Origin of the sequence: Sedimenticola selenatireducens (assembly GCF_963675335.2) — a bacterium.
Classification (GTDB): Bacteria; Pseudomonadota; Gammaproteobacteria; order Chromatiales; family Chromatiaceae; genus Sedimenticola; species Sedimenticola selenatireducens.
Window position 1 is genome coordinate 328,427 of record NZ_CAXXYC010000004.1, and the last position, 17,495, is coordinate 345,921.

Annotated in this window: 20 protein-coding genes; 10 read left to right on the top strand and 10 right to left on the bottom strand. The window is 54.4% G+C overall.

Features of this window, described 5'->3' with window-relative positions; all coding sequences use genetic code 11:
• Positions 1-6: 6 nt before the first annotated feature.
• The 5 genes from tusB to dsrA all read right to left on the bottom strand — a co-directional run bounded on the left by tusB (position 7) and on the right by dsrA (position 3,573).
• Positions 7-315: a sulfurtransferase complex subunit TusB gene (tusB, locus tag ACHZBF_RS12620; RefSeq protein ID WP_029131908.1), complete on the bottom strand. Its 309-nt coding sequence runs from the start codon at positions 313-315 to the stop codon at positions 7-9.
• Positions 316-327: 12 nt separating this feature from the next.
• Positions 328-717, bottom strand: coding sequence for a sulfurtransferase complex subunit TusC (gene tusC, locus ACHZBF_RS12625; protein WP_321528641.1), 390 nt, complete (start codon positions 715-717; stop codon positions 328-330).
• A 16-nt stretch (positions 718-733) separates the two neighbouring features.
• A complete protein-coding gene (gene tusD / locus ACHZBF_RS12630; protein ID WP_029131906.1) occupies positions 734-1,126 on the bottom strand; it encodes a sulfurtransferase complex subunit TusD in 393 nt (130 codons plus the stop codon).
• Between the two features lie 26 nt (positions 1,127-1,152).
• Positions 1,153-2,226, bottom strand: coding sequence for a dissimilatory-type sulfite reductase subunit beta (gene dsrB, locus ACHZBF_RS12635; protein WP_029131905.1), 1,074 nt, complete (start codon positions 2,224-2,226; stop codon positions 1,153-1,155).
• Between the two features lie 102 nt (positions 2,227-2,328).
• Positions 2,329-3,573, bottom strand: a complete 1,245-nt coding sequence (gene dsrA / locus ACHZBF_RS12640) for a dissimilatory-type sulfite reductase subunit alpha (RefSeq protein WP_321528642.1) — start codon at positions 3,571-3,573, stop codon at positions 2,329-2,331.
• Positions 3,574-4,079: 506 nt separating this feature from the next.
• On the opposite strand from dsrA, the gene ACHZBF_RS12645 reads away from it, so the two are divergent.
• From ACHZBF_RS12645 to ACHZBF_RS12660, 4 genes are all read left to right on the top strand, one after another.
• On the top strand, positions 4,080-4,256 hold the full coding sequence (locus ACHZBF_RS12645) for a hypothetical protein (protein WP_029131903.1): 177 nt from the start codon (positions 4,080-4,082) through the stop codon (positions 4,254-4,256).
• A gap of 30 nt (positions 4,257-4,286) precedes the next feature.
• Complete coding sequence (locus tag ACHZBF_RS12650; protein ID WP_321528643.1) at positions 4,287-4,991, top strand: hypothetical protein; 705 nt, start codon at positions 4,287-4,289, stop codon at positions 4,989-4,991.
• 18 nt (positions 4,992-5,009) lie between these two features.
• The gene (gene cas6 / locus ACHZBF_RS12655; protein ID WP_321528644.1) at positions 5,010-5,672 is read left to right on the top strand and encodes a type I-MYXAN CRISPR-associated protein Cas6/Cmx6; all 663 of its coding nucleotides are present in this window, start codon (positions 5,010-5,012) and stop codon (positions 5,670-5,672) included.
• A gap of 162 nt (positions 5,673-5,834) precedes the next feature.
• A complete protein-coding gene (locus tag ACHZBF_RS12660; RefSeq protein WP_029131900.1) occupies positions 5,835-6,179 on the top strand; it encodes a TusE/DsrC/DsvC family sulfur relay protein in 345 nt (114 codons plus the stop codon).
• 189 nt (positions 6,180-6,368) lie between these two features.
• Here ACHZBF_RS12660 and ACHZBF_RS12665 read toward each other — a convergent pair whose 3' ends face one another.
• Positions 6,369-6,980 (bottom strand): FmdE family protein, encoded by a 612-nt coding sequence (locus ACHZBF_RS12665; RefSeq protein ID WP_321528645.1) that lies wholly within the window; start codon positions 6,978-6,980, stop codon positions 6,369-6,371.
• Positions 6,981-7,197: 217 nt separating this feature from the next.
• Here ACHZBF_RS12665 and ACHZBF_RS12670 point away from each other — a divergent pair, with 217 nt between their 5' ends.
• The 4 genes from ACHZBF_RS12670 to soxZ all read left to right on the top strand — a co-directional run bounded on the left by ACHZBF_RS12670 (position 7,198) and on the right by soxZ (position 10,785).
• Positions 7,198-7,752, top strand: a complete 555-nt coding sequence (locus tag ACHZBF_RS12670; RefSeq protein WP_321528646.1) for a hypothetical protein — start codon at positions 7,198-7,200, stop codon at positions 7,750-7,752.
• A 261-nt stretch (positions 7,753-8,013) separates the two neighbouring features.
• Complete coding sequence (locus tag ACHZBF_RS12675; protein WP_169720351.1) at positions 8,014-9,465, top strand: M48 family metalloprotease; 1,452 nt, start codon at positions 8,014-8,016, stop codon at positions 9,463-9,465.
• 457 nt (positions 9,466-9,922) lie between these two features.
• Positions 9,923-10,399, top strand: a complete 477-nt coding sequence (gene soxY, locus ACHZBF_RS12680; RefSeq protein WP_029131896.1) for a thiosulfate oxidation carrier protein SoxY — start codon at positions 9,923-9,925, stop codon at positions 10,397-10,399.
• Positions 10,400-10,470: 71 nt separating this feature from the next.
• Positions 10,471-10,785 carry a thiosulfate oxidation carrier complex protein SoxZ gene (gene soxZ / locus ACHZBF_RS12685; RefSeq protein WP_029131895.1) on the top strand — a complete coding sequence of 105 codons (315 nt, stop codon included), beginning with the start codon at positions 10,471-10,473 and terminating at the stop codon, positions 10,783-10,785.
• Positions 10,786-10,960: 175 nt separating this feature from the next.
• Here soxZ and ACHZBF_RS12690 read toward each other — a convergent pair whose 3' ends face one another.
• From ACHZBF_RS12690 to ACHZBF_RS12700, 3 genes are all read right to left on the bottom strand, one after another.
• Positions 10,961-11,893: a hypothetical protein gene (locus tag ACHZBF_RS12690; RefSeq protein ID WP_394707576.1), complete on the bottom strand. Its 933-nt coding sequence runs from the start codon at positions 11,891-11,893 to the stop codon at positions 10,961-10,963.
• Positions 11,894-11,898: 5 nt separating this feature from the next.
• Complete coding sequence (locus ACHZBF_RS12695; protein WP_321528647.1) at positions 11,899-13,710, bottom strand: VWA domain-containing protein; 1,812 nt, start codon at positions 13,708-13,710, stop codon at positions 11,899-11,901.
• Between the two features lie 309 nt (positions 13,711-14,019).
• Complete coding sequence (locus tag ACHZBF_RS12700; protein WP_029131893.1) at positions 14,020-14,922, bottom strand: lysophospholipid acyltransferase family protein; 903 nt, start codon at positions 14,920-14,922, stop codon at positions 14,020-14,022.
• An 80-nt stretch (positions 14,923-15,002) separates the two neighbouring features.
• Between ACHZBF_RS12700 and ACHZBF_RS12705 the strand changes: the two genes are divergently transcribed.
• The gene (locus tag ACHZBF_RS12705) at positions 15,003-15,431 is read left to right on the top strand and encodes a rhodanese-like domain-containing protein (protein ID WP_029131892.1); all 429 of its coding nucleotides are present in this window, start codon (positions 15,003-15,005) and stop codon (positions 15,429-15,431) included.
• A 49-nt stretch (positions 15,432-15,480) separates the two neighbouring features.
• Here ACHZBF_RS12705 and ACHZBF_RS12710 read toward each other — a convergent pair whose 3' ends face one another.
• Positions 15,481-16,707, bottom strand: a complete 1,227-nt coding sequence (locus ACHZBF_RS12710; RefSeq protein WP_029131891.1) for a CsgG/HfaB family protein — start codon at positions 16,705-16,707, stop codon at positions 15,481-15,483.
• 322 nt (positions 16,708-17,029) lie between these two features.
• Between ACHZBF_RS12710 and ACHZBF_RS12715 the strand changes: the two genes are divergently transcribed.
• Positions 17,030-17,482: an RT0821/Lpp0805 family surface protein gene (locus ACHZBF_RS12715; RefSeq protein WP_321528648.1), complete on the top strand. Its 453-nt coding sequence runs from the start codon at positions 17,030-17,032 to the stop codon at positions 17,480-17,482.
• The last annotated feature ends 13 nt before the right edge of the window (positions 17,483-17,495 follow it).

Genomic DNA, 17,495 nt, shown 5'->3' on the forward strand with positions numbered 1-17,495 from the left:
TTGTGGCTAGAGCCACGCATTCACTTTGTCATGCGTTGCCGCTAGGTCAACAAAGCCGGCATAGTCCACAATCTCTACGCCTTCGATCACCCTATCTTCCGCCATACCGCGGGCTTTCAGATCCGGTCCCAGAACATACAGCTTGATCTTCTGGGCGGCTTCTTTCATCCGCGGCTCTTTTGCCGCCCCCTTGAGCGCGGCATAAACACCGTCTTCAATCAGCAGCACAGCACTGCCCTCTTTGGCCAGACTCAGGCAGCTGTCGAGGGAGTTCTTTTCATAAGGTGATTTATTTACCGTGTGTAAAATACTCATCTTGCCCACCTCTTAGAAACTGAAGATGACATCTTGGTCATCCATAAGGTCCGCCAGGGCCTCATCATTCAGGACTTCCACATCGACAATCAGGTCATCCTTGCTGATGCCACGCTCGTCCATAGCGGTCTGTGAAACGTACAACTTTTCAACGTCATACATCTCCAGGGCCCGATAGGTGGGTGAGAAGTTTTTCATGCCGACTTCAGCAGTTTCCTGACCCTTCTTCAGCTGGTAGATACCGTCATCGCTGAACAGCAGGCTCACGTCCTGATCAAATGCAGCGGCAATCAGCACCACTTCCAGCGACTCCAGGGCGTAAATGGATCCATACGGGGCACGCCGGTTGACGAACATGAATTTTTTGACGACCTCGTCGTCCATCATCTCTTCTTCGGACATCTCTCTACCCCTTCACTTAGTCGCCGAACACAACCAGGCGATCCGCCTGGATGCCAGCTTCAACCAACTGCCCAAGACCCGAGATACGAAAGCCGGGCGCGATGTTCTCGGCGTCTTTGCCGTTACGCTTGGCTTCGCCCTCGTCCACGATACCGCGACGCTGCGCTGCTGCCACACAGACCACCATATCCAGGTTGTGCTGCTCGGCCAGCTCGCTCCAGCGATTGACGATGTTCCTGTCATCCTGGGGCGGAGTGGTCAGTTTGGTCGCGTTATTCACACCATCGTGGTAGAAGAAGACGCGAAAGATCTCGTGCCCCTTCTCCAGTGCGGCCTTGGTGAACTGATAGGCCGAATCAGCCGCCTGGTGCTGATAAGGACCTTCGTTTACTTGAATCGCAAATTTCATTATCGATTCCCTTATAGCCAATCAACTTAGAAGCGGATGTGTGCGGATGCATTCAGATTCGCACGACTTCCACGCCAGTTATCGATATGGTACTTGGTGAACGGCAGCCCGGTCTTCTCGAAGAAGCGCGGCCAGCCGATGCGCTCAGCCCACTCACCGATACGCTCGTAGTCCTTGGCATCTTCCTTGTAAACACGGAGGATGTTTTTCACTACCGCGGAGACTTCCGGCCAGCGTGGCGGATTGTTCGGGATACCCGCAGCCACCAGCTTGTGGAAGGTCGGTTTGGAACGAGCATTCGAGTTCTTGCCACCCACCCAGATCGCAAACTTGGAGTGTTCCGGATCATTGATCTGCATCGGCGGACAGGGCGGGAAGCAGGCGCCGCAACAGATACACTTGCGCTCATCCACTTCCAGGGTCGGCTTGCCATTCACGACAGCGGGACGAATAGCTGCTACCGGACAACGCGCCACAACCGAGGGACGCTCACAGACGTTACCAACCTGATCGTGATTGATCTTGGGTGGCTTGGTGTGCTGGATATTGATGGCGATATCACCCTGGCCACCGCAGTTGATCTGACAACAGGAGGTGGTCAGACGCACGCGGTTCGGCATCTCTTCACGGACAAACTCTTCATGCAGTTCATCCATCAACGCCTTGACCGCACCGGAGGCGTCGGTTGCCGGAATATCGCAGTGCAACCAACCCTGGGTGTGGGAGATCATGGAGACCGAGTTACCGGTACCACCGACCGGAAAGCCCTCTGCCAGCAGCTTGTCGATCAGCGGCTGAACCTTGGACTCTTCCGAGACCATGAATTCAATATTTGAACGGATGGTAAAGCGGACATAGCCTTCGGCGAAATCATCGGCAATATCCATCAGCTTGCGAATGGTGTAGACATCCATCTGACGCTGGGTGCCGGCACGTACGGTCCAAACCTCATCACCACTGTGGGCCACGTGATGAAGAACACCGGGACGGGGACGATCATGCCACTTCCAGTTGCCATAGTTCTTCTTCAGGACAGGGTGCAGATAGGGCTCGATCTCTGGAACGCCTGTCTCATCGGGCATGCGAGGTGCTTCAGCCATTGTTACCTCCAAAAACTCTTAGTATCTGAATCTATTGTGTATAAACCGGCATATTTCCGGTTTGCCGGCCCGCCGATCAACGGCGAGCCTTCACCTGAAAAATCACTGAGCAGCCTGACGCTCATTCCACTTGGCCGCCTCTTCTTCCCAACCGTCGGTACGGATGTAGGGATTGGTGCGCGGCTGATTGATCATATTTGGATCGATCTCGATATTCAGGCCTTCCAGGAAGTTGGTCAGACCAATCCGCTCGATCATCTCACCGGTGCGCTCGTGCTCCAGTGCGTTCTCGGCGAAGAACTCGAGAATCTCGGTACCCAGCTCTTCCAGCCACTCGAAGTCCTCATCGGTCTCAAGCTTGTGGAATGGGACAATAACAGTGCCCATCAGATCACCGATCTTCAGGGTGCGCTTGCCGCCCACCAGGATGCTGACGCCACGGTCATCACCGGGAGAGAGCGCCTTGGTCATGACATTGATGCAGTGCATGCAACGTACGCAGTTGGGGTTGTCGACCGCCAGGGTATCGTCATCATTTAGAGACAATGCCTGGGTAGGACAGCGGGTGATTACGTTGTCGATAACGTACTTGCGGCCCTTGCTGGCCACATAGCTCTTCACCTCGGCCTGGTCGACTTTAATGTCGTCGCGCCAGGTACCAATCATGGAGACGTCGGCACGCTGGATGGAGTTCATGCAGTCGTTGGCACAACCGGAGGCCTTGAACTTCAGTTTGTAGGGAAGGGCCGGACGGTGCATATCATCCAGGTTGGCGTTGACATTGGTACGCATGGCGCGTGCCTCATCAAAGCAGGAGTGCTCGCAGCGCGCGGCGCCCACACAGGACATGCCGGTACGTACTGCCGGACCCGCACCGCCCATATCGAAGCCCATCTCGTTGATGGCATCAAAAGCGGGCTGGACGTTGTCGGTGGTGCAACCCTGGAACATGATGTCGCCCGACTGGCCGTGGAAGGCGATCAGGCCGGAGCCATATTTCTCCCAGATATCACAGAACTTGCGGATGGTGCCGGTATCATAGTGCATGCCTGGGGGCGGCATGATGCGCAGGGTGTGGAATTCGGCTGCGGCAGGGAACTTCGGTTTGTTGTTCTCATCCTTCAGCTCGGTAAAGCGGGGAATAACACCACCACCATAACCGATCACACCCACGGTTCCGCCTTTCCAGTACCCTTTTTTGGTTTCGTAGGAGGTCTCAAGCTGGCCGAGCAGGTCAACCATCATGTCGTTGTCTTTAGCCAGGCGCTTGAGTCCGGTTACGAAGCTCGGCCAGACGCCGCTCTCCAACTGATCAAGCATGGGGGTGTCATGCATCGGTTTCGCCATCAGTTATTCTCCCATTGATCTCGATTTATATAGTGGTCTCCAGCTTATCCGAATTACCTGTCGGTATAATTGACCGGTAGCACCTGATAAGCGGGAAATCCAGGATCTGCAATCCGACTCGGACAACACACCCTTATTCCAAAACTTGGGTTGCATTTTAGGATTCACTTATGCAGCAAAAATACCCCGCTAATGGGGGGGAAGGGTAAAAAAAGGCATATCCACTATGGGATATATGATAACTTGGTAATATATGAAAACAATAAGTCGCTAACATTAAATATCTTGAATAATCAAATAGTTATAATTTTGTTTTTTATCGATTTTCATTTTACCTAGCCCATCTGGATAGTGCAGCGCAGCATTTCCCTTGTGCCAATTTGGGCTTGCTTAGGGCACAATTCCTGGGGTTCAATAATTGCCCAACCGGTTTACTTGGGTATTCAGGTACATCTGAAAACGTCGGCATTTTACTGCCTTACTATTGTCATATAAGAGGTAATCCCATGCTCCTGTTGAGTGAGGTCCTGATACAAAGTCCCGATGTAGACTCTTTCGCGGAGCTGATCGAGGTCATCAAGATACGCCGCCAGTCGGAGATGTTTTTTCGTATCGATGTCAAGCCGCCCTTCAGCGATACACCGGAGGACTGGGAAGATCGCCTGGAAGCCGCATTTACCTGAAGCCGTCTTTAATTTTAAGGAATTGATTGCGTGAAATATCTGCAGACCGAGACCATCATGGGTGACAACGACTCCGCCGAGGATGCGGTGCCGTCAACCCAGAAGATAGAAATGCGACTTGCCGATCTGCAGCAGCAGTTGGCAGACCTGGATGAAGCCGCCCCACTGGCCGAGCGGCTGCAGCTGGAACTGGACAGTGGCTATGCCCTGCTGGAGTTGAACCGGTTTGACGAGGCATCCACACTGGCGCATACCCTGTTTGATCGCGCCCTGGACGCAAAACTCTGGCAGCACGCCGTAGAGGCCTGTGACATCCTGTTCCAGTCCGAACAAGCCGATTCAGTAATCGCACTGGCACATGGCATCTGGCTGGGAGTCACTTTCCCGATTGACCCGGAGCTGACCGTCGCCATGCTGCAGCATCTGATCGACGAAACACCCGACAGATCCGACGGCGCCGCTGTGGCGGCCGCTGTGGCCAACTATATAGTCGACCTGCGCGCCGACGAGCAGAGCCGGGAAAACCTGCTGTTCTTTACCAATCAACTGCTGGGACAGGTGGCACGCCGCCACAGTCAGGTCGAGGAGCAGGAGATATTCGATTTTTGGGTGCAACAGCTGGAGCTGGATCAGCCAGACAAATTTCTGCCCCGGTTGGCCAAGGTGCTTGATGTTCTGGTCGATGGTAACTGGTGGTATGACCGCGACGCCCTGCGTGCACAGATCCCGGATTAATCAACTGGCAGGACCAAAATGATGTATTGGGATGAAGAGACCACCGAAGAGAGCTTTATCGTACCTGAAGATGTTATTGATCTTCAGTTCCGCATCAGCTGTCCGACACTGCCGGTCGATCATGCCTGGGCTCTCGCCCAGGCAATTCAGCAGCACCTCCCCTGGTTCATGCAGGAACCGCGGGCGGGCCTGCACCTGATTCATGGCGCGGAATCCGGCAACGGTTGGGAGCGGCCGGAAGACCAGGATGCGCTGTTGCATCTTTCCAAACGGACCCCGCTGATCCTCAGGCTACCGGCTGAACTGGCCGACGCCGCCGAAAAACTGGTAGGAAGCACCCTGGATATCGACGGACATCCGATGGAGATCCAGGGGATTCGGCAAAAACCACTGGCCATGACCCGCTTCCTCTATGCTCGCCACATCGCCGCGGATCCGGATCTGCCGGAAGAGCTGTTCATTGCCTGGGCAGTGGATGAACTGAAGCAGATGGGTCTGCGATTTAAAAAGATCCTGTGCGGTAAGTCCCACGCGCTGGAGAGCCCCAGTGGCCCGATCCACACCCGTAGCCTGATGGTGGCCGAGCTCTCTTATGAGGATGCTGTCACCCTTCAGGAACAGGGACTTGGTCCGCACCGCGCACTTGGCTGCGGCCTGTTTCTGCCACAGAAATCTTTCTAATGCGTTTGCAAAACCCGGGTAAAAAAACAGTTTAATTTTACTACCAGCCCCTATAACATATAAGTTTTCATTAATATCCTTAATTGGCCGTCATCCAATGCCAACGAAATCACCCAATATAAGGTGACAGGGATGACGATATAACAATACCGGAGGTATCCAATGTCCTACCAACTCAACGGCAACACCATAGAGGCCACTGATAACGGCTATCTGGTGAATCATGAAGACTGGAACGAAGATGTGGCAGGCGTTATCGCACAAGCGGAAGGCGTCAACCTGTCGGACAAGGCCTGGGAAGTGATCAACTACCTGCGCGACGAGTATTTCAACAACAATGGCAACCAGCCAAACGAGCGCAACATGGTAAAACACTTCAAATCGGTCTGGACCGATGTGGCGAAGGTAGACGCCAAGACCCTGTATGAACACTTCCCCATGGGCCCGGCCAAACAGGCGGGCAAGATTGCCGGTCTCCCGGAGACCAAACGCAAGGGCGGGTATTGATCAATATCGAAAATGGATGGTGGCGCATAGATCACCATCCATTTTATTGGCTTTGTCCCGGTTATGTGTTGCTGTTGATTTGGCTTGAATAATCACGTGTCAAGCGGCTTCAGCCACTAAATTGGCAGATCATCGGTTTTTAACAAGTACCGTTCTCACGTAACAAGTAACGGTATATTGCCATTTTCATTAATACTCAGCCTGCAAAACCACCAATCGTGGATCATCTGCAAAGTCACACAGAATCGCCTCGACACGCCCCTGCCACAGAACACCGAATCGCTTCGCTTCATCGGCACTTGCCTTCCCCGTCAGTACCTTCGGGAAAAGCGCTCCCATCAGGGGATCGGCCGGTATAAAGCTGGCGTCATAAACCAGTGAAACCCGTTGCCCCGTGTCCTTTCTGATTAACGTAACCGGGGCTGGATTGTCCTTATCGAAAGATAGGAGGTTTCGCCGGTCAAACTGCCCGGCAAGCCCGTGGAATCCACCTTTATCGGTGGCCCCGGTAATGAAAGAGAGTACATTGGCGATCACCCCCGTGACACCCTCGCCAATGGGTTGCTGCATCTCCACCGCGATTTCACCCCGGACCGGCATGTCGCTCCCATAAAGTACCTTCATGCCTTTCCGGGCCATCAGATAGGCCCCCGCCACCGTCGGGCAGGAGTGTCCCGCCAGGCGCACCACATCTAGATAGTGGATCTGCATTACCCCATCGGCAAATGCACCCAACAGTTCAGCCAGAGGATCTCTCAGCACCAAGGGTTCAATCTGATCAAAAAATGCGGGATATTGCATGGCGGGCTCCTGGTCTGGATTTGTGTAAGGTCCGCCATTATCCATGCCGGCAGGTAACATCACCTTACGGCAGATCAATTCCTGGCATTTCGAACACCCTCCATCGGCGCGATTTTTTGCATATCCGCTAAAACGCTCGCCACTCTGTGCTATATTAATTCAAACTAATATTCACACTGGGTCAACTGATTCAGCACCCCGCAACGAGGACAACAGTATGGCTTTGAGACTCAAGAGCCAGTGGCACAAAGAGGATTCGGAACGAACTCTGGAAGAGATCGGTGGCGCCATCGCCTTCAACGCCTGGCGTCTGGGTGTGGACAAGGCGGTTAACCTGCACAGCAAGCAGTTTGCCTACCGTGATGACGCCCAGCGACTGGCGGTTATAGTGGAATACCTGATCTTCCAGGCCCTGGCTGTCGAGCGAATGCTGTTTGAATCCATCACTGATGAGCAGCGCAGGGAATTGGTTACCGCGCTGGTGCTGAAACTGGCGGACCACTATGAAGAGAACAGCCGCACCCTGCTGGGGGAAGGCGACTACCGCGCCTCCTTCATTGAGACATTCAACCTGCGGGCCAGTGAGTATGCCGAATTCGGTTATACCGATGAGGGTCCCACCTACCCCTTCCTGCGCCACCTCGGTTATGAGATACAGCAGGCAATGGGTGAAAGCCAGGTCAATCGCTGGGTGATCGATCAGGTGATGGACAGCGATGCGCCTGAACTGCTGAAACAACTCACCCGCGTGGTGAAGAATCTTTTCGATTAATCGGGAACAATTTCACAGAAACCATCCCTGACGCCGGGGCCAGGTGATCGATCCAGTCTGGTCCCGGCCCCGGTTCCCTGCCCAGGCTGTCGAATCCTGATATATTGTCTGCGCCTGAAGAAACAAATATTACCGGTAACAGGGACTATCGTGAGTTCAAACGCCCTCCCCAACTTGCAGTTGGCTGAACTATTCGTCACACGCCTTGTCTCTCAAGGCATGCGCCGGACTCGTTTTCATTTCTCAACTTTAAAATCACTCTTGAGCAGCTGGCTGTGCGTGCTGCTGATTGCATCCGCGCCGCCTGCGGTCCAGGCGGGGGAACAACTGGCGCTGCCGGATATCGGCAACCCGTCAGGCAATGTCCTGACCCCGGCCGATGAGCAACGCCTGGGACGCGCCTTCATGCGCAGCATCCGTAACACAATGCCGGTGATACAGGACCCGCTGCTGTCAGCCTACATCCAGTCATTGGGAGAACAGCTGGCCAGTGCCAATGAGGATGCCATTGGCAGGTTCGAGTTCTTTCTGATCAATAGCGCCCAGGTCAATGCGTTTGCCGGTCCCGGAGGACATATCGGTGTCTATAGCGGACTGATCACCACCACGGAGTCGGAGAGTGAACTGGCCTCGGTGATTGCACACGAAATAGCCCATGTCAGCCAAAAGCACCTGGTGAGAACCTACGATGCGGTAAGCAGCATGTCGCTACCTGCAGCCGCCGTTGCCATTGCGGCAGTAGTTATTGGCGCCGCCACCAACAATCCTGATATCGGGGTTGCGGCGGCGACCGGGGTACAGGCGGGCATGATGCAAAGAGAGATCAATTTCACCCGTTCCCACGAAGAAGAGGCCGACAGCATCGGCATCAGGACCCTGGCGGCCGCAGGTTTCGACCCAACTGCCATGCCGGTGTTCTTTTCACGGATGGGCAAGGCATCACGACTCTACGACAATGGGACGCTCCCGGAATTTCTGCGCACTCATCCGGTCACCAGCAATCGAATTGCAGATGCCTATGGCCGGGCCGACGCTTTCCCCTATAAACAACGCCGCGACTCGCTGGTCTATCACCTTGCCAGGGAGCGCCTGCGCGTCATGGCATTTAACGAGCCAAGCGAAGGCATTGAGTTTTACAGCAAGGCCCTGGACGATGGTCGCTATCGTAATGAGGAAGCGCACAATTATGGCTATACCCTCGTACTGATCGCCGCCAGAAAATATACGCAGGCGCGGAAGATCATTGACAGCCTGCTAAGTAACAGGCCGGACCAGATTGAATATATCGTCGCCAAGGCGGAGCTTGAAAAACTCTCCGGGCAACCGACGCTTGGAGTCGGATTACTCAAGCAGGGGCTTGGCGAACATCCGGGCAACTATCCGCTCTCCATTTACTATGCCCAGGCATTACTGGATATCGGCCGTCCGAAAGAGGTCAAGCAGATACTGGAACAGCAACTGACCGGACGACCAGACGACGCCCTGCTTTACAAACTGCTGGCCCAGGCATCCGGAGACGCTGGTGACAAAACCCAGGGGCACCAGTACCTGGCCGAGTATTATTACCATACCGGAGCCCTCAACTCTGCGGTGATCCAACTGGAAATCGCCCTGAAAGACCGGGATCTCGGCTATTACGAAAGCGCCAGAATGGCAGCCCGGCTAAAAGAGATCCGCGCAGAGAAAAGCGATCTAGAAGCACGTAACAGATAAGCGGCGAGGTTAGTAATATCCCTCTTTTCCATGATCAAGGCATGGGTTATGCTTGGTCCTGCCCTACGGCACCAGCTAGGCGGAACGTACTATTTATAACAACCATAATCCGTCAATCCGCTGGCCATGGACATTATTGGAGGTTATACACACAGACCTTTCGATCGAGGTCAACCAGGATTGATTCTGCAGCACATAAACCGCTTATGTGGTCATATCTCTTGCTTATAAACGCCCCTACCAAAGAGCGTGAATAGAGCAGTCGATTGAAACATACCCAACACACCTTTGGGATGTCACACAGCGCTTGCAGCTTCAAAAGCTCCCGGATCACGGGCAGCCCCATCCCCCGGACCTCTTTTGAAAACAGACACTCGGTTTGGGCCTTTTGCGCCAGACGTATGACGCCTCTTAACGACAGACAAACACGTTCCCTCTGTTGAGACAGGAGATAGAAATGAAGACAGATTTAACACGTCGGATGTTACTGAAAGGCACTATTGCCAGCAGTGCAATCGGTATCGCTATCGGCGCGGGCCTGTTGACCCCAAAAGCAGTGCTGGCCGCCTGGCCAAAAGAGGCTTTTACCGCAAAAGATATTCCCGGCGCGCTGAGCTCCCTGATGGGATCGGATAGTGCGGAAGAGAGTGGCGACATCACTATCAAGGCCCCCGACATCGCGGAAAATGGTGCCGTGGTACCGGTGACCGTATCCACCACGCTCCCCGGAGTCGAGTCAATCGCCATTATCGCCGCCAACAACCCGGTCCCGCTGATCGCCAATTTCAATCTGAAGGAGGGCGCCGAAGGCTTCGTATCCTCCCGCATCAAAATGGGCAAGAGCGGTGATGTAATCGCCGTGGTCAAATCGGACGGTAAGCTCTATAAGGCGGGTAAAGAGGTTAAGGTCACCATCGGTGGCTGTGGCGGATAAGTATCTCCGGCTTCCCGGGTGATGATTTATCCGGGCCAATCGGATCAGAACAGGTTTATGAGGACTGAACAATGGCAAGCAACTCCATCAAAATACGCGCCAAACTCAAAGAGGATGTGGTTACCGTCAAGGCATTGATGACCCACCCAATGGAAACCGGTAACCGTAAAGACAGTAAAGGTGAAACCATTCCAGCGCATTTCATTCAGGAGATTACCTGCTCATCAGCCGGTAAAGAGGTACTTACCGCCCAATGGAGTGGCGGCATCTCTAAAAACCCCTATATCTCCTTCAAGTACAAGGGGGCAGCGGAGGGTGATGAGTTGACCCTGACCTGGGTGGACAACAAGGGTAACAGTGAGTCCGCCGCGGTTACGGTCAGCTGATGACTTCTGACTTGCAGGGCAATACAGGGAGGTATGCCTTGCAAGGCCTGACAGGTAGAAATCTGGACCGGAGTGCTACCTGTTTACCCATCCGGCCCAGCAGTATTCAAGAAAAATATTAGCTACGAATGAACGCATTCGACCCTGGCTGGATCTGGCGCATAATCCGGAAAAGTTACGAATTCTTTGTATCAGGATCATCCAGCACATCATCCAGATTTACCACCTCGTCATCCAGATCTATTATCTCGTCAGTCGGCACGGTGTCCTGATCCAGAGAAACGACAACTGTTTCATCCAGATCGATTGCCGGCGTATGGTCATCCTTGGCAAGATCCTCAGCTGAAAGATCCAGCATTCCCAGCTCTTCATCCAGTGCCTTCAGGTCATTGTCATCCGCCGATATTTCTTCGGCAGCCACTCCTGCACCCTCATCATCCGACTCCTGGTCGGAATCCTGAAGGGCAAGCGCATCCGCTAAATCCGTATCCTCCTCCACCATGGTTGGCATTGAATCGCCGCTCTCGTCAGCGACAGGTGCGATAATTTCCCGCATTTTTTCCCTGTCCAGACTGACATCGGCACCACCGGCGAACATCTGCGTATATTCGCTCAGCATGTTCCCCATGGTATTCATGGTCAGTTGCAACTCATCCGTCAGCCGCTGGTTTTCAGCCTTTAGCAAAATCAGCTCTTCTGAACGATCATCCGACTCTTCACCATCTTTTGCAGGTTCCGCCCGGTCGGGGATCTCAATCGTCCTGTAGGCATCAACAGAACTCTCGTAATCGACACTCAGATTCTGCACCGCCTCGGTATCTCGTCTCAGGAATACATCAATAAGGGTTTGGTAGAATGCCTTCTCTTCACGGGCAATCTTATGAACAGCCTTGTCAAGTTTTTCATCAGTTAATCCAAACCGCTCCTTCATGATCGCGCGTGTTTCAGCCTCACGTCGATCACTATCCTCCTTGATTCGCGCAACAAGCTTCTTGATCGCCGAGCGTTCACGGCGGCGTTTTGACAAGGCAAGGAAATTGACAATGCCCGCATAGACGACACTCAGCAGGAGGAGTTCGCCCAATACCAGCAGCAGTAATTTACTCACCTCGATCATTTTGCTGTCGCCTCCTCAACCAGCTGATCATCTTCTTCGACCAGTTGGAATTCCGGCTCTTGCTTCCGACGCCGCATAATCCAGATAGCCAGCACCACCAGAATGATCAGTAATAGATTGATACCACCAAAAAGTGCAACCTGGAAGGTAGAATTATCCTCCTCTGTAGCCGGTTCATCTGCAAGGGGCGCCTGCATCGTCGCAGGCTCCACAGCCGGTTCCTGCACTTCCGGTGTTTTTTCCACCACTTCTTCAGGCGGATCGGCAGGAGGAGTGGCCGTACCTCGCACCCGCACTGGGTCTAGCGTCAGATCCAGCTCGGTGCCGGACCTCGTTTGTCCCGTGGCGGAAATGGACAGCGTCCAATCCCCCAGCAACTCCTGTGTGGCAATACTGGTCTCCAGCACGCCCGCTTCCGCAGAGGGCAAGAGCATAACGGGCTGCTCTTCACCTGCTTGCGACACCAGAGCAGCCTTGATTTCCAAGCTTTCCAGATCCACCAACTCCGCATCCGGCTGCACCCGAACCTTTGTCTCCCCTTCATCGGTCGATGTTACCTGCATGGGAATCGGATCCGCCAGCTCAAAGAGTTGGCGCTGTTCACGCTGAAAGGTTTTTCCTTGAGCAAGGATTACCAATTCGACTTTACCGGCCGCCAACCCCTGTCCAACCTGAAGGGTAAACTCACCGTCTCCGGCCGTCTTATCACCATCCTGACCATCATCAAATATCGGCCGCGCTTCTCCAGTACCGTTACTATCCGTATGACCACTTTTCAGATTCACCACATCCAGAAAGTCTTTACGGGTGATCTGTTTGCCCTGATTGGTAAAAGAGACGGTCACGGGAAGCACTTCACCCAGCACGAAACGACTGGGCAACTGGCTGCTGCGCATTTTCAGATCCGTCACCACGATCACCCGGTTGTCCGGATCCATCGCCGCCTGTATACGCCACTCGCCGGTCTCTGGATGGGAGATGGTCAACAGGTCATAACCAATATCCCGGTGCCAGCTGACATTTTGCGGGGCACTCTTCGCATCAAACTGCGCTCCGGAGGGCGTAATAACCTGCGTCGGCTCAGCCGACTCCTTGCGAAACACCAGCAGCGTTACCTCCTGGATACTGCTGTCCACCAGAAATTTGTTATCTTTCAGCGGCACGGTATCCGGGCGCCCCACCTTCTCAAAGATACGCAGGAATACCCGCTGCAGATGCTCGGCGTCGTTGACCTGTTCATACCAGCCACCGGTCTCCCGGGAGAGGGTCCGCATCAGCTCGTGATCGGCCCGCTCGGAGAGTGCAATGGTGTGCACCTGGGCATCATGAGACTGCAATTTGGGCAGTAGTTGTTCGAGTATATATTGTCGCGAAGCAGCGTTCTTTTTGGGATTTTTACTGATATCGACCATGCCATCGGTCAGCAGGATCAGGTGACGCTGATACAGGCTGGCCGACCCTTCCCAGTCGGCGATGGATCGCTTGATAACATCTTCAATATTGGTGAACTGGCCCGGAGAGGCGATATTCCCGGCTTCGGCACGCGCCTTGTTTTTCCAAGCGGCATCCACCTGGCCAAGAGGTATCAGCATATTGACGTACTGGCCAAAGGTCCAGACACCGGCCCTGGCATCCTCGGGCAACAGTCCCACCAGCATGCGGAGAGCCGGCCGCCGAAGGTTTTGCGGGTCATTTTGCTTCATACTACCGGAGATATCGATCAGTATCCGGGCATCCGACTTCCCACCCATCTCGGCCGCCTGGGCACTGCAGGCCGCTATCAGCAGCACGCCAACAAATAATCTCAATAATCTGTTTCGAACATCTCGTCGCTTCACCATTAAAAGTCTCTCAAATCAGAGACAGCAACCTTTCCGCCTGCCATCAACGTCAACCCACTCTGGCTTAATTAACGGCAAGCCGGAAACAACACTTTAGGAAATCAGTAAAAAAAGGTGTTCATCTTATTGAAGGCAGCGGCATTTTGGCTTGTGGCACATCCAACGTCAGTGCAGGCGAGGGAACACTCAGCCCCCGGCCTACTGCTCGAGAACAGCAAACCAACCCGATCCGGAAATGCTCAGAACAAGAACTGGTCTCTCGTCTTGGGCGGAGCGTCAGGAGACCGTTTTGTAATAGGGCGAAATCACCCCATCCGGTTGACTGGTAAATCGTTTGTAGCTCCAGAGATACTGGGCCGGCGCCTTGCGGATACAGGCTTCCAGGCCTCGATTAAGGGCCTCCGCCGTCTTTTCCTGATCGTCGCTGTAGATCTCCTCCGGCGCCTCGAACCAGTGCATTCGATAGCCTTCAGCCTTTGGCAGGCGCTCGGCAAACCAGAACAACACCGGCGCACCGGTCTTTCTCGCCAAACGGCCAACCAGTACCATGGTCAGTGCCGGATGCCCAAAGAAGGGAGCAAAAACCCCACCCTGACGCCCTGCGGCCTTGGGTTGCTGATCCGCCAACAGGGCCATTATCTCCCCTCGCTTGAGCGCACCATAGAGCGCCTTCACGCCCTGTGGGGTCGCCGGCACCAGTGTCGCCCCACCTTTGCTTCTACCCTGCTTGAGCAGGCCATCCAGCCCCTCCTGTCGGGGCGGCCGGTAGATTGCGGTGACTTTTGCCAGCGAAGTGAGGTAGTGCAGGCCGACTTCCCAGTTGCCGAGATGCGGGCCGACCGCAATCACGCCTCTACCCTGGAGCATCGCCGACTCGAAGAGCCCGGCTCCTTCCCCCGGCTGCATCCGGTCAATCCAGTGACTGGGTGGAGAAGCCCAGACCACGGGCATCTCCACCAGTCCCTTGGCGGTCTCGATCATGCTGTCTCTAAGCAGGACCTCCCGCTGCACCGGATCCAGCTCAGGGAGGCAGGTCTTGATATTGATCCTGGCTATCCGCCGCTCCTTGTTGGGTACCAGAAAAGCGATGCGCCCGATCAGCCCTCCCAAGCCTTGTGCCGCAGAGAGTGGCAACCAAGAAAAAAAGGCTAAAATGGAAAGTATAATCTTGTCACGCATAAGATATATTTATTAGGCACAGAATTGTCGGTATTATACCCCGGCCTCAGGCATACCGAAATCAAACCAGGAGTAGAGAGATGAGCGACGCTGAACCGATTCCGCTGAATCCGCAACAGGCTTACCAGATGCTGGAAGATGACCCCAGGGCTATCCTGGTGGATATCCGCTCAAGTATGGAGTTTCTGTTTGTCGGTCATGCCAAGGGGGCCGTCCATGTAGCCTGGATTGATGAACCCGACTGGACAGTCAACCCCCATTTTGTGACCGACATTCGCAAACTGGTGCTGGGTGGAGCCACCTGCAGTGAGGATGAAGGCTGTGCACCGGTCATACTGATCTGTCGTAGTGGCAAACGCTCCCTCGAAGCCGGCAAGGTACTGATCAAGTCGGACTTCCACCGTGTATTTCACGTTGACGAAGGGTTCGAGGGAGAGCTTAACGACCACCATCAGCGCAGTTCTCTCAATGGCTGGCGCTACCACGGACTACCCTGGGAACAGTGCTGAATCAGAACGCGGAGAGTGCCCGGGCCGGCACTCTCCATGCCCGCCGATACTAATTCTGTGGGCCGGTACCCCAACTGTTGGATCCGGAGTTGGTGTTATTGCCGCCACCACTGAAGAATCCACCACTCTTTTTCGGCGGTGCAAAAGAGCTGGCGTACTTCAGCGGATCGGACTGGCGCTGAGAGACCACCTTGTTACCCCGTTTGATCTTTGAAAGCTTGATGCCCACCGGCTTGGCCAGTGAGTATTTCTCTTTAACCGAAGTCACTTTCAGTTCGCCAATGGGTTCATCCTCACCACCCAGCGCGATACCGGTGTCCGGATCGATGAGCTTCTCCCCGCGCTCCATCAGGGTCAACATATCACCTACGGCGACAGCGCCATCACCCAGGTTGAGATAGACATTTCCGTTCTTCACCTGCACCACCGATCCACTGGGTGCTTGACTGCCAACCTGCCGAACCAGGTCAAACACCCCCTTGTTGACAGCCGCGATCACCGCGTGACCTATGGGCGTCTTGGAATAGTCGGAGAGAAAGCCACCCAGCCCGACACCGCCGGTGAAACCAAGCCCGCCAAAATTGAGACCGGATGAAGAGAGGTCGACCTGCACCTGATCGGTATAGATAATCTCGCTGGTTTCGGCATTGATCAGCCGGAAATTCATCCCGATGATCGCTTTACTTGATTTCATTGAAAGACCGCCCAGCAGTGCACCGGCGCTGCCCCCGATCAGGCCACCCAGGCCACCGCCCTTCTCTTCCACGCCGGCCTCATAGTTGGTAACCACAGCCTGAAAAAGGTACTCGGCACCCAGCACTTGGCCCACCTTGGCCGCGGAAGGCTTGGCGATGCGCCCGGAGGCACCGAGATCCTGTTCTCTCAGTGTCTGATCCAGTACCTTGCGCTCGACCATGCGAAAACGACCGGTTCGATGCATTACATCGGTCAGTATCGCTTCGATTCCCTGTACCGGCACGCCCCCACTACTGGCGTTGTAGGTCACTGCGCCGCCGGGGCCCATCACGTTGACGGATGATGCACTGGAGTTGTTCTCCACCTGAAGCACGCCGATCCGGGTCTTGTTACCGCTGTATTGCCCCCATTCAACATTCACCAGATACTCGACATCGATACTGTCGACATCTTGCGGCAACGGCAGCCGTTCGCCTTCGGTGGTGACTGAAAAGGCGACAAAATCAGCCCGGGCGACCGACAGAAAACCAAGGGTAAACAATACCCAAGCAAACACGAGCCCTCTTTTATAAATCAGCATCCCCGTTCCTCCATTGATTCTTTTCTGATGCACCGTTCTTACAAATGCATTCTCAGCTCAATATAGCTTAAAAACCACGTCCAATCCCAGCAGCCGCGACTGATCGATGATTCTGTGACAAAAACAGACCGGGTATCATCCTGAACCGGCATGAAAACAAACATTGACGCAACGCTGACAACAGCATTGACCAGACAGTTAAGGGCATCTGGTGGCAACCGACCGGATATCAAACTGGAAAAGCCATCAGTCAAAGCAGCCACCGAACGGCGTATAATTAGGAGTATGGAAATCACCAAGTCGGATTTTACTGGAGTCTACTATGTATTCACGATGGCTTATTCCCCTGCTGATACTGCTATTTCTGCTGACTGGCTGTGAAAACCTCAGCAAAAGGGACACCGGCACCGTACTTGGCGGTATCGCGGGCGGCATTTTGGGCAATCAGGTCGGCGGGGGATCAGGCCGCACCGCTGCGATTATTGTCGGCACCCTGGCGGGCGCCTATATCGGCGGTTCGATTGGCCAGCAGATGGATGATAATGACCGCTACCGGTCACAACAGGCACTGGAGTCCAACCCGATCAACCGGACATCAAGCTGGCGCAATCCCGATAGCGGCAACAGTTACCAGGTGACCCCTACCAGGACTTATGAGACTGCCAGTGGTCCCTGTCGTGAATATACCACTGAGGCGGTGATCGACGGCCGCACTGAGACAGTCTACGGCACTGCCTGTCGCCAGCCTGATGGCACCTGGCAAGCAGCAAACTGATTAGCGGGTCATC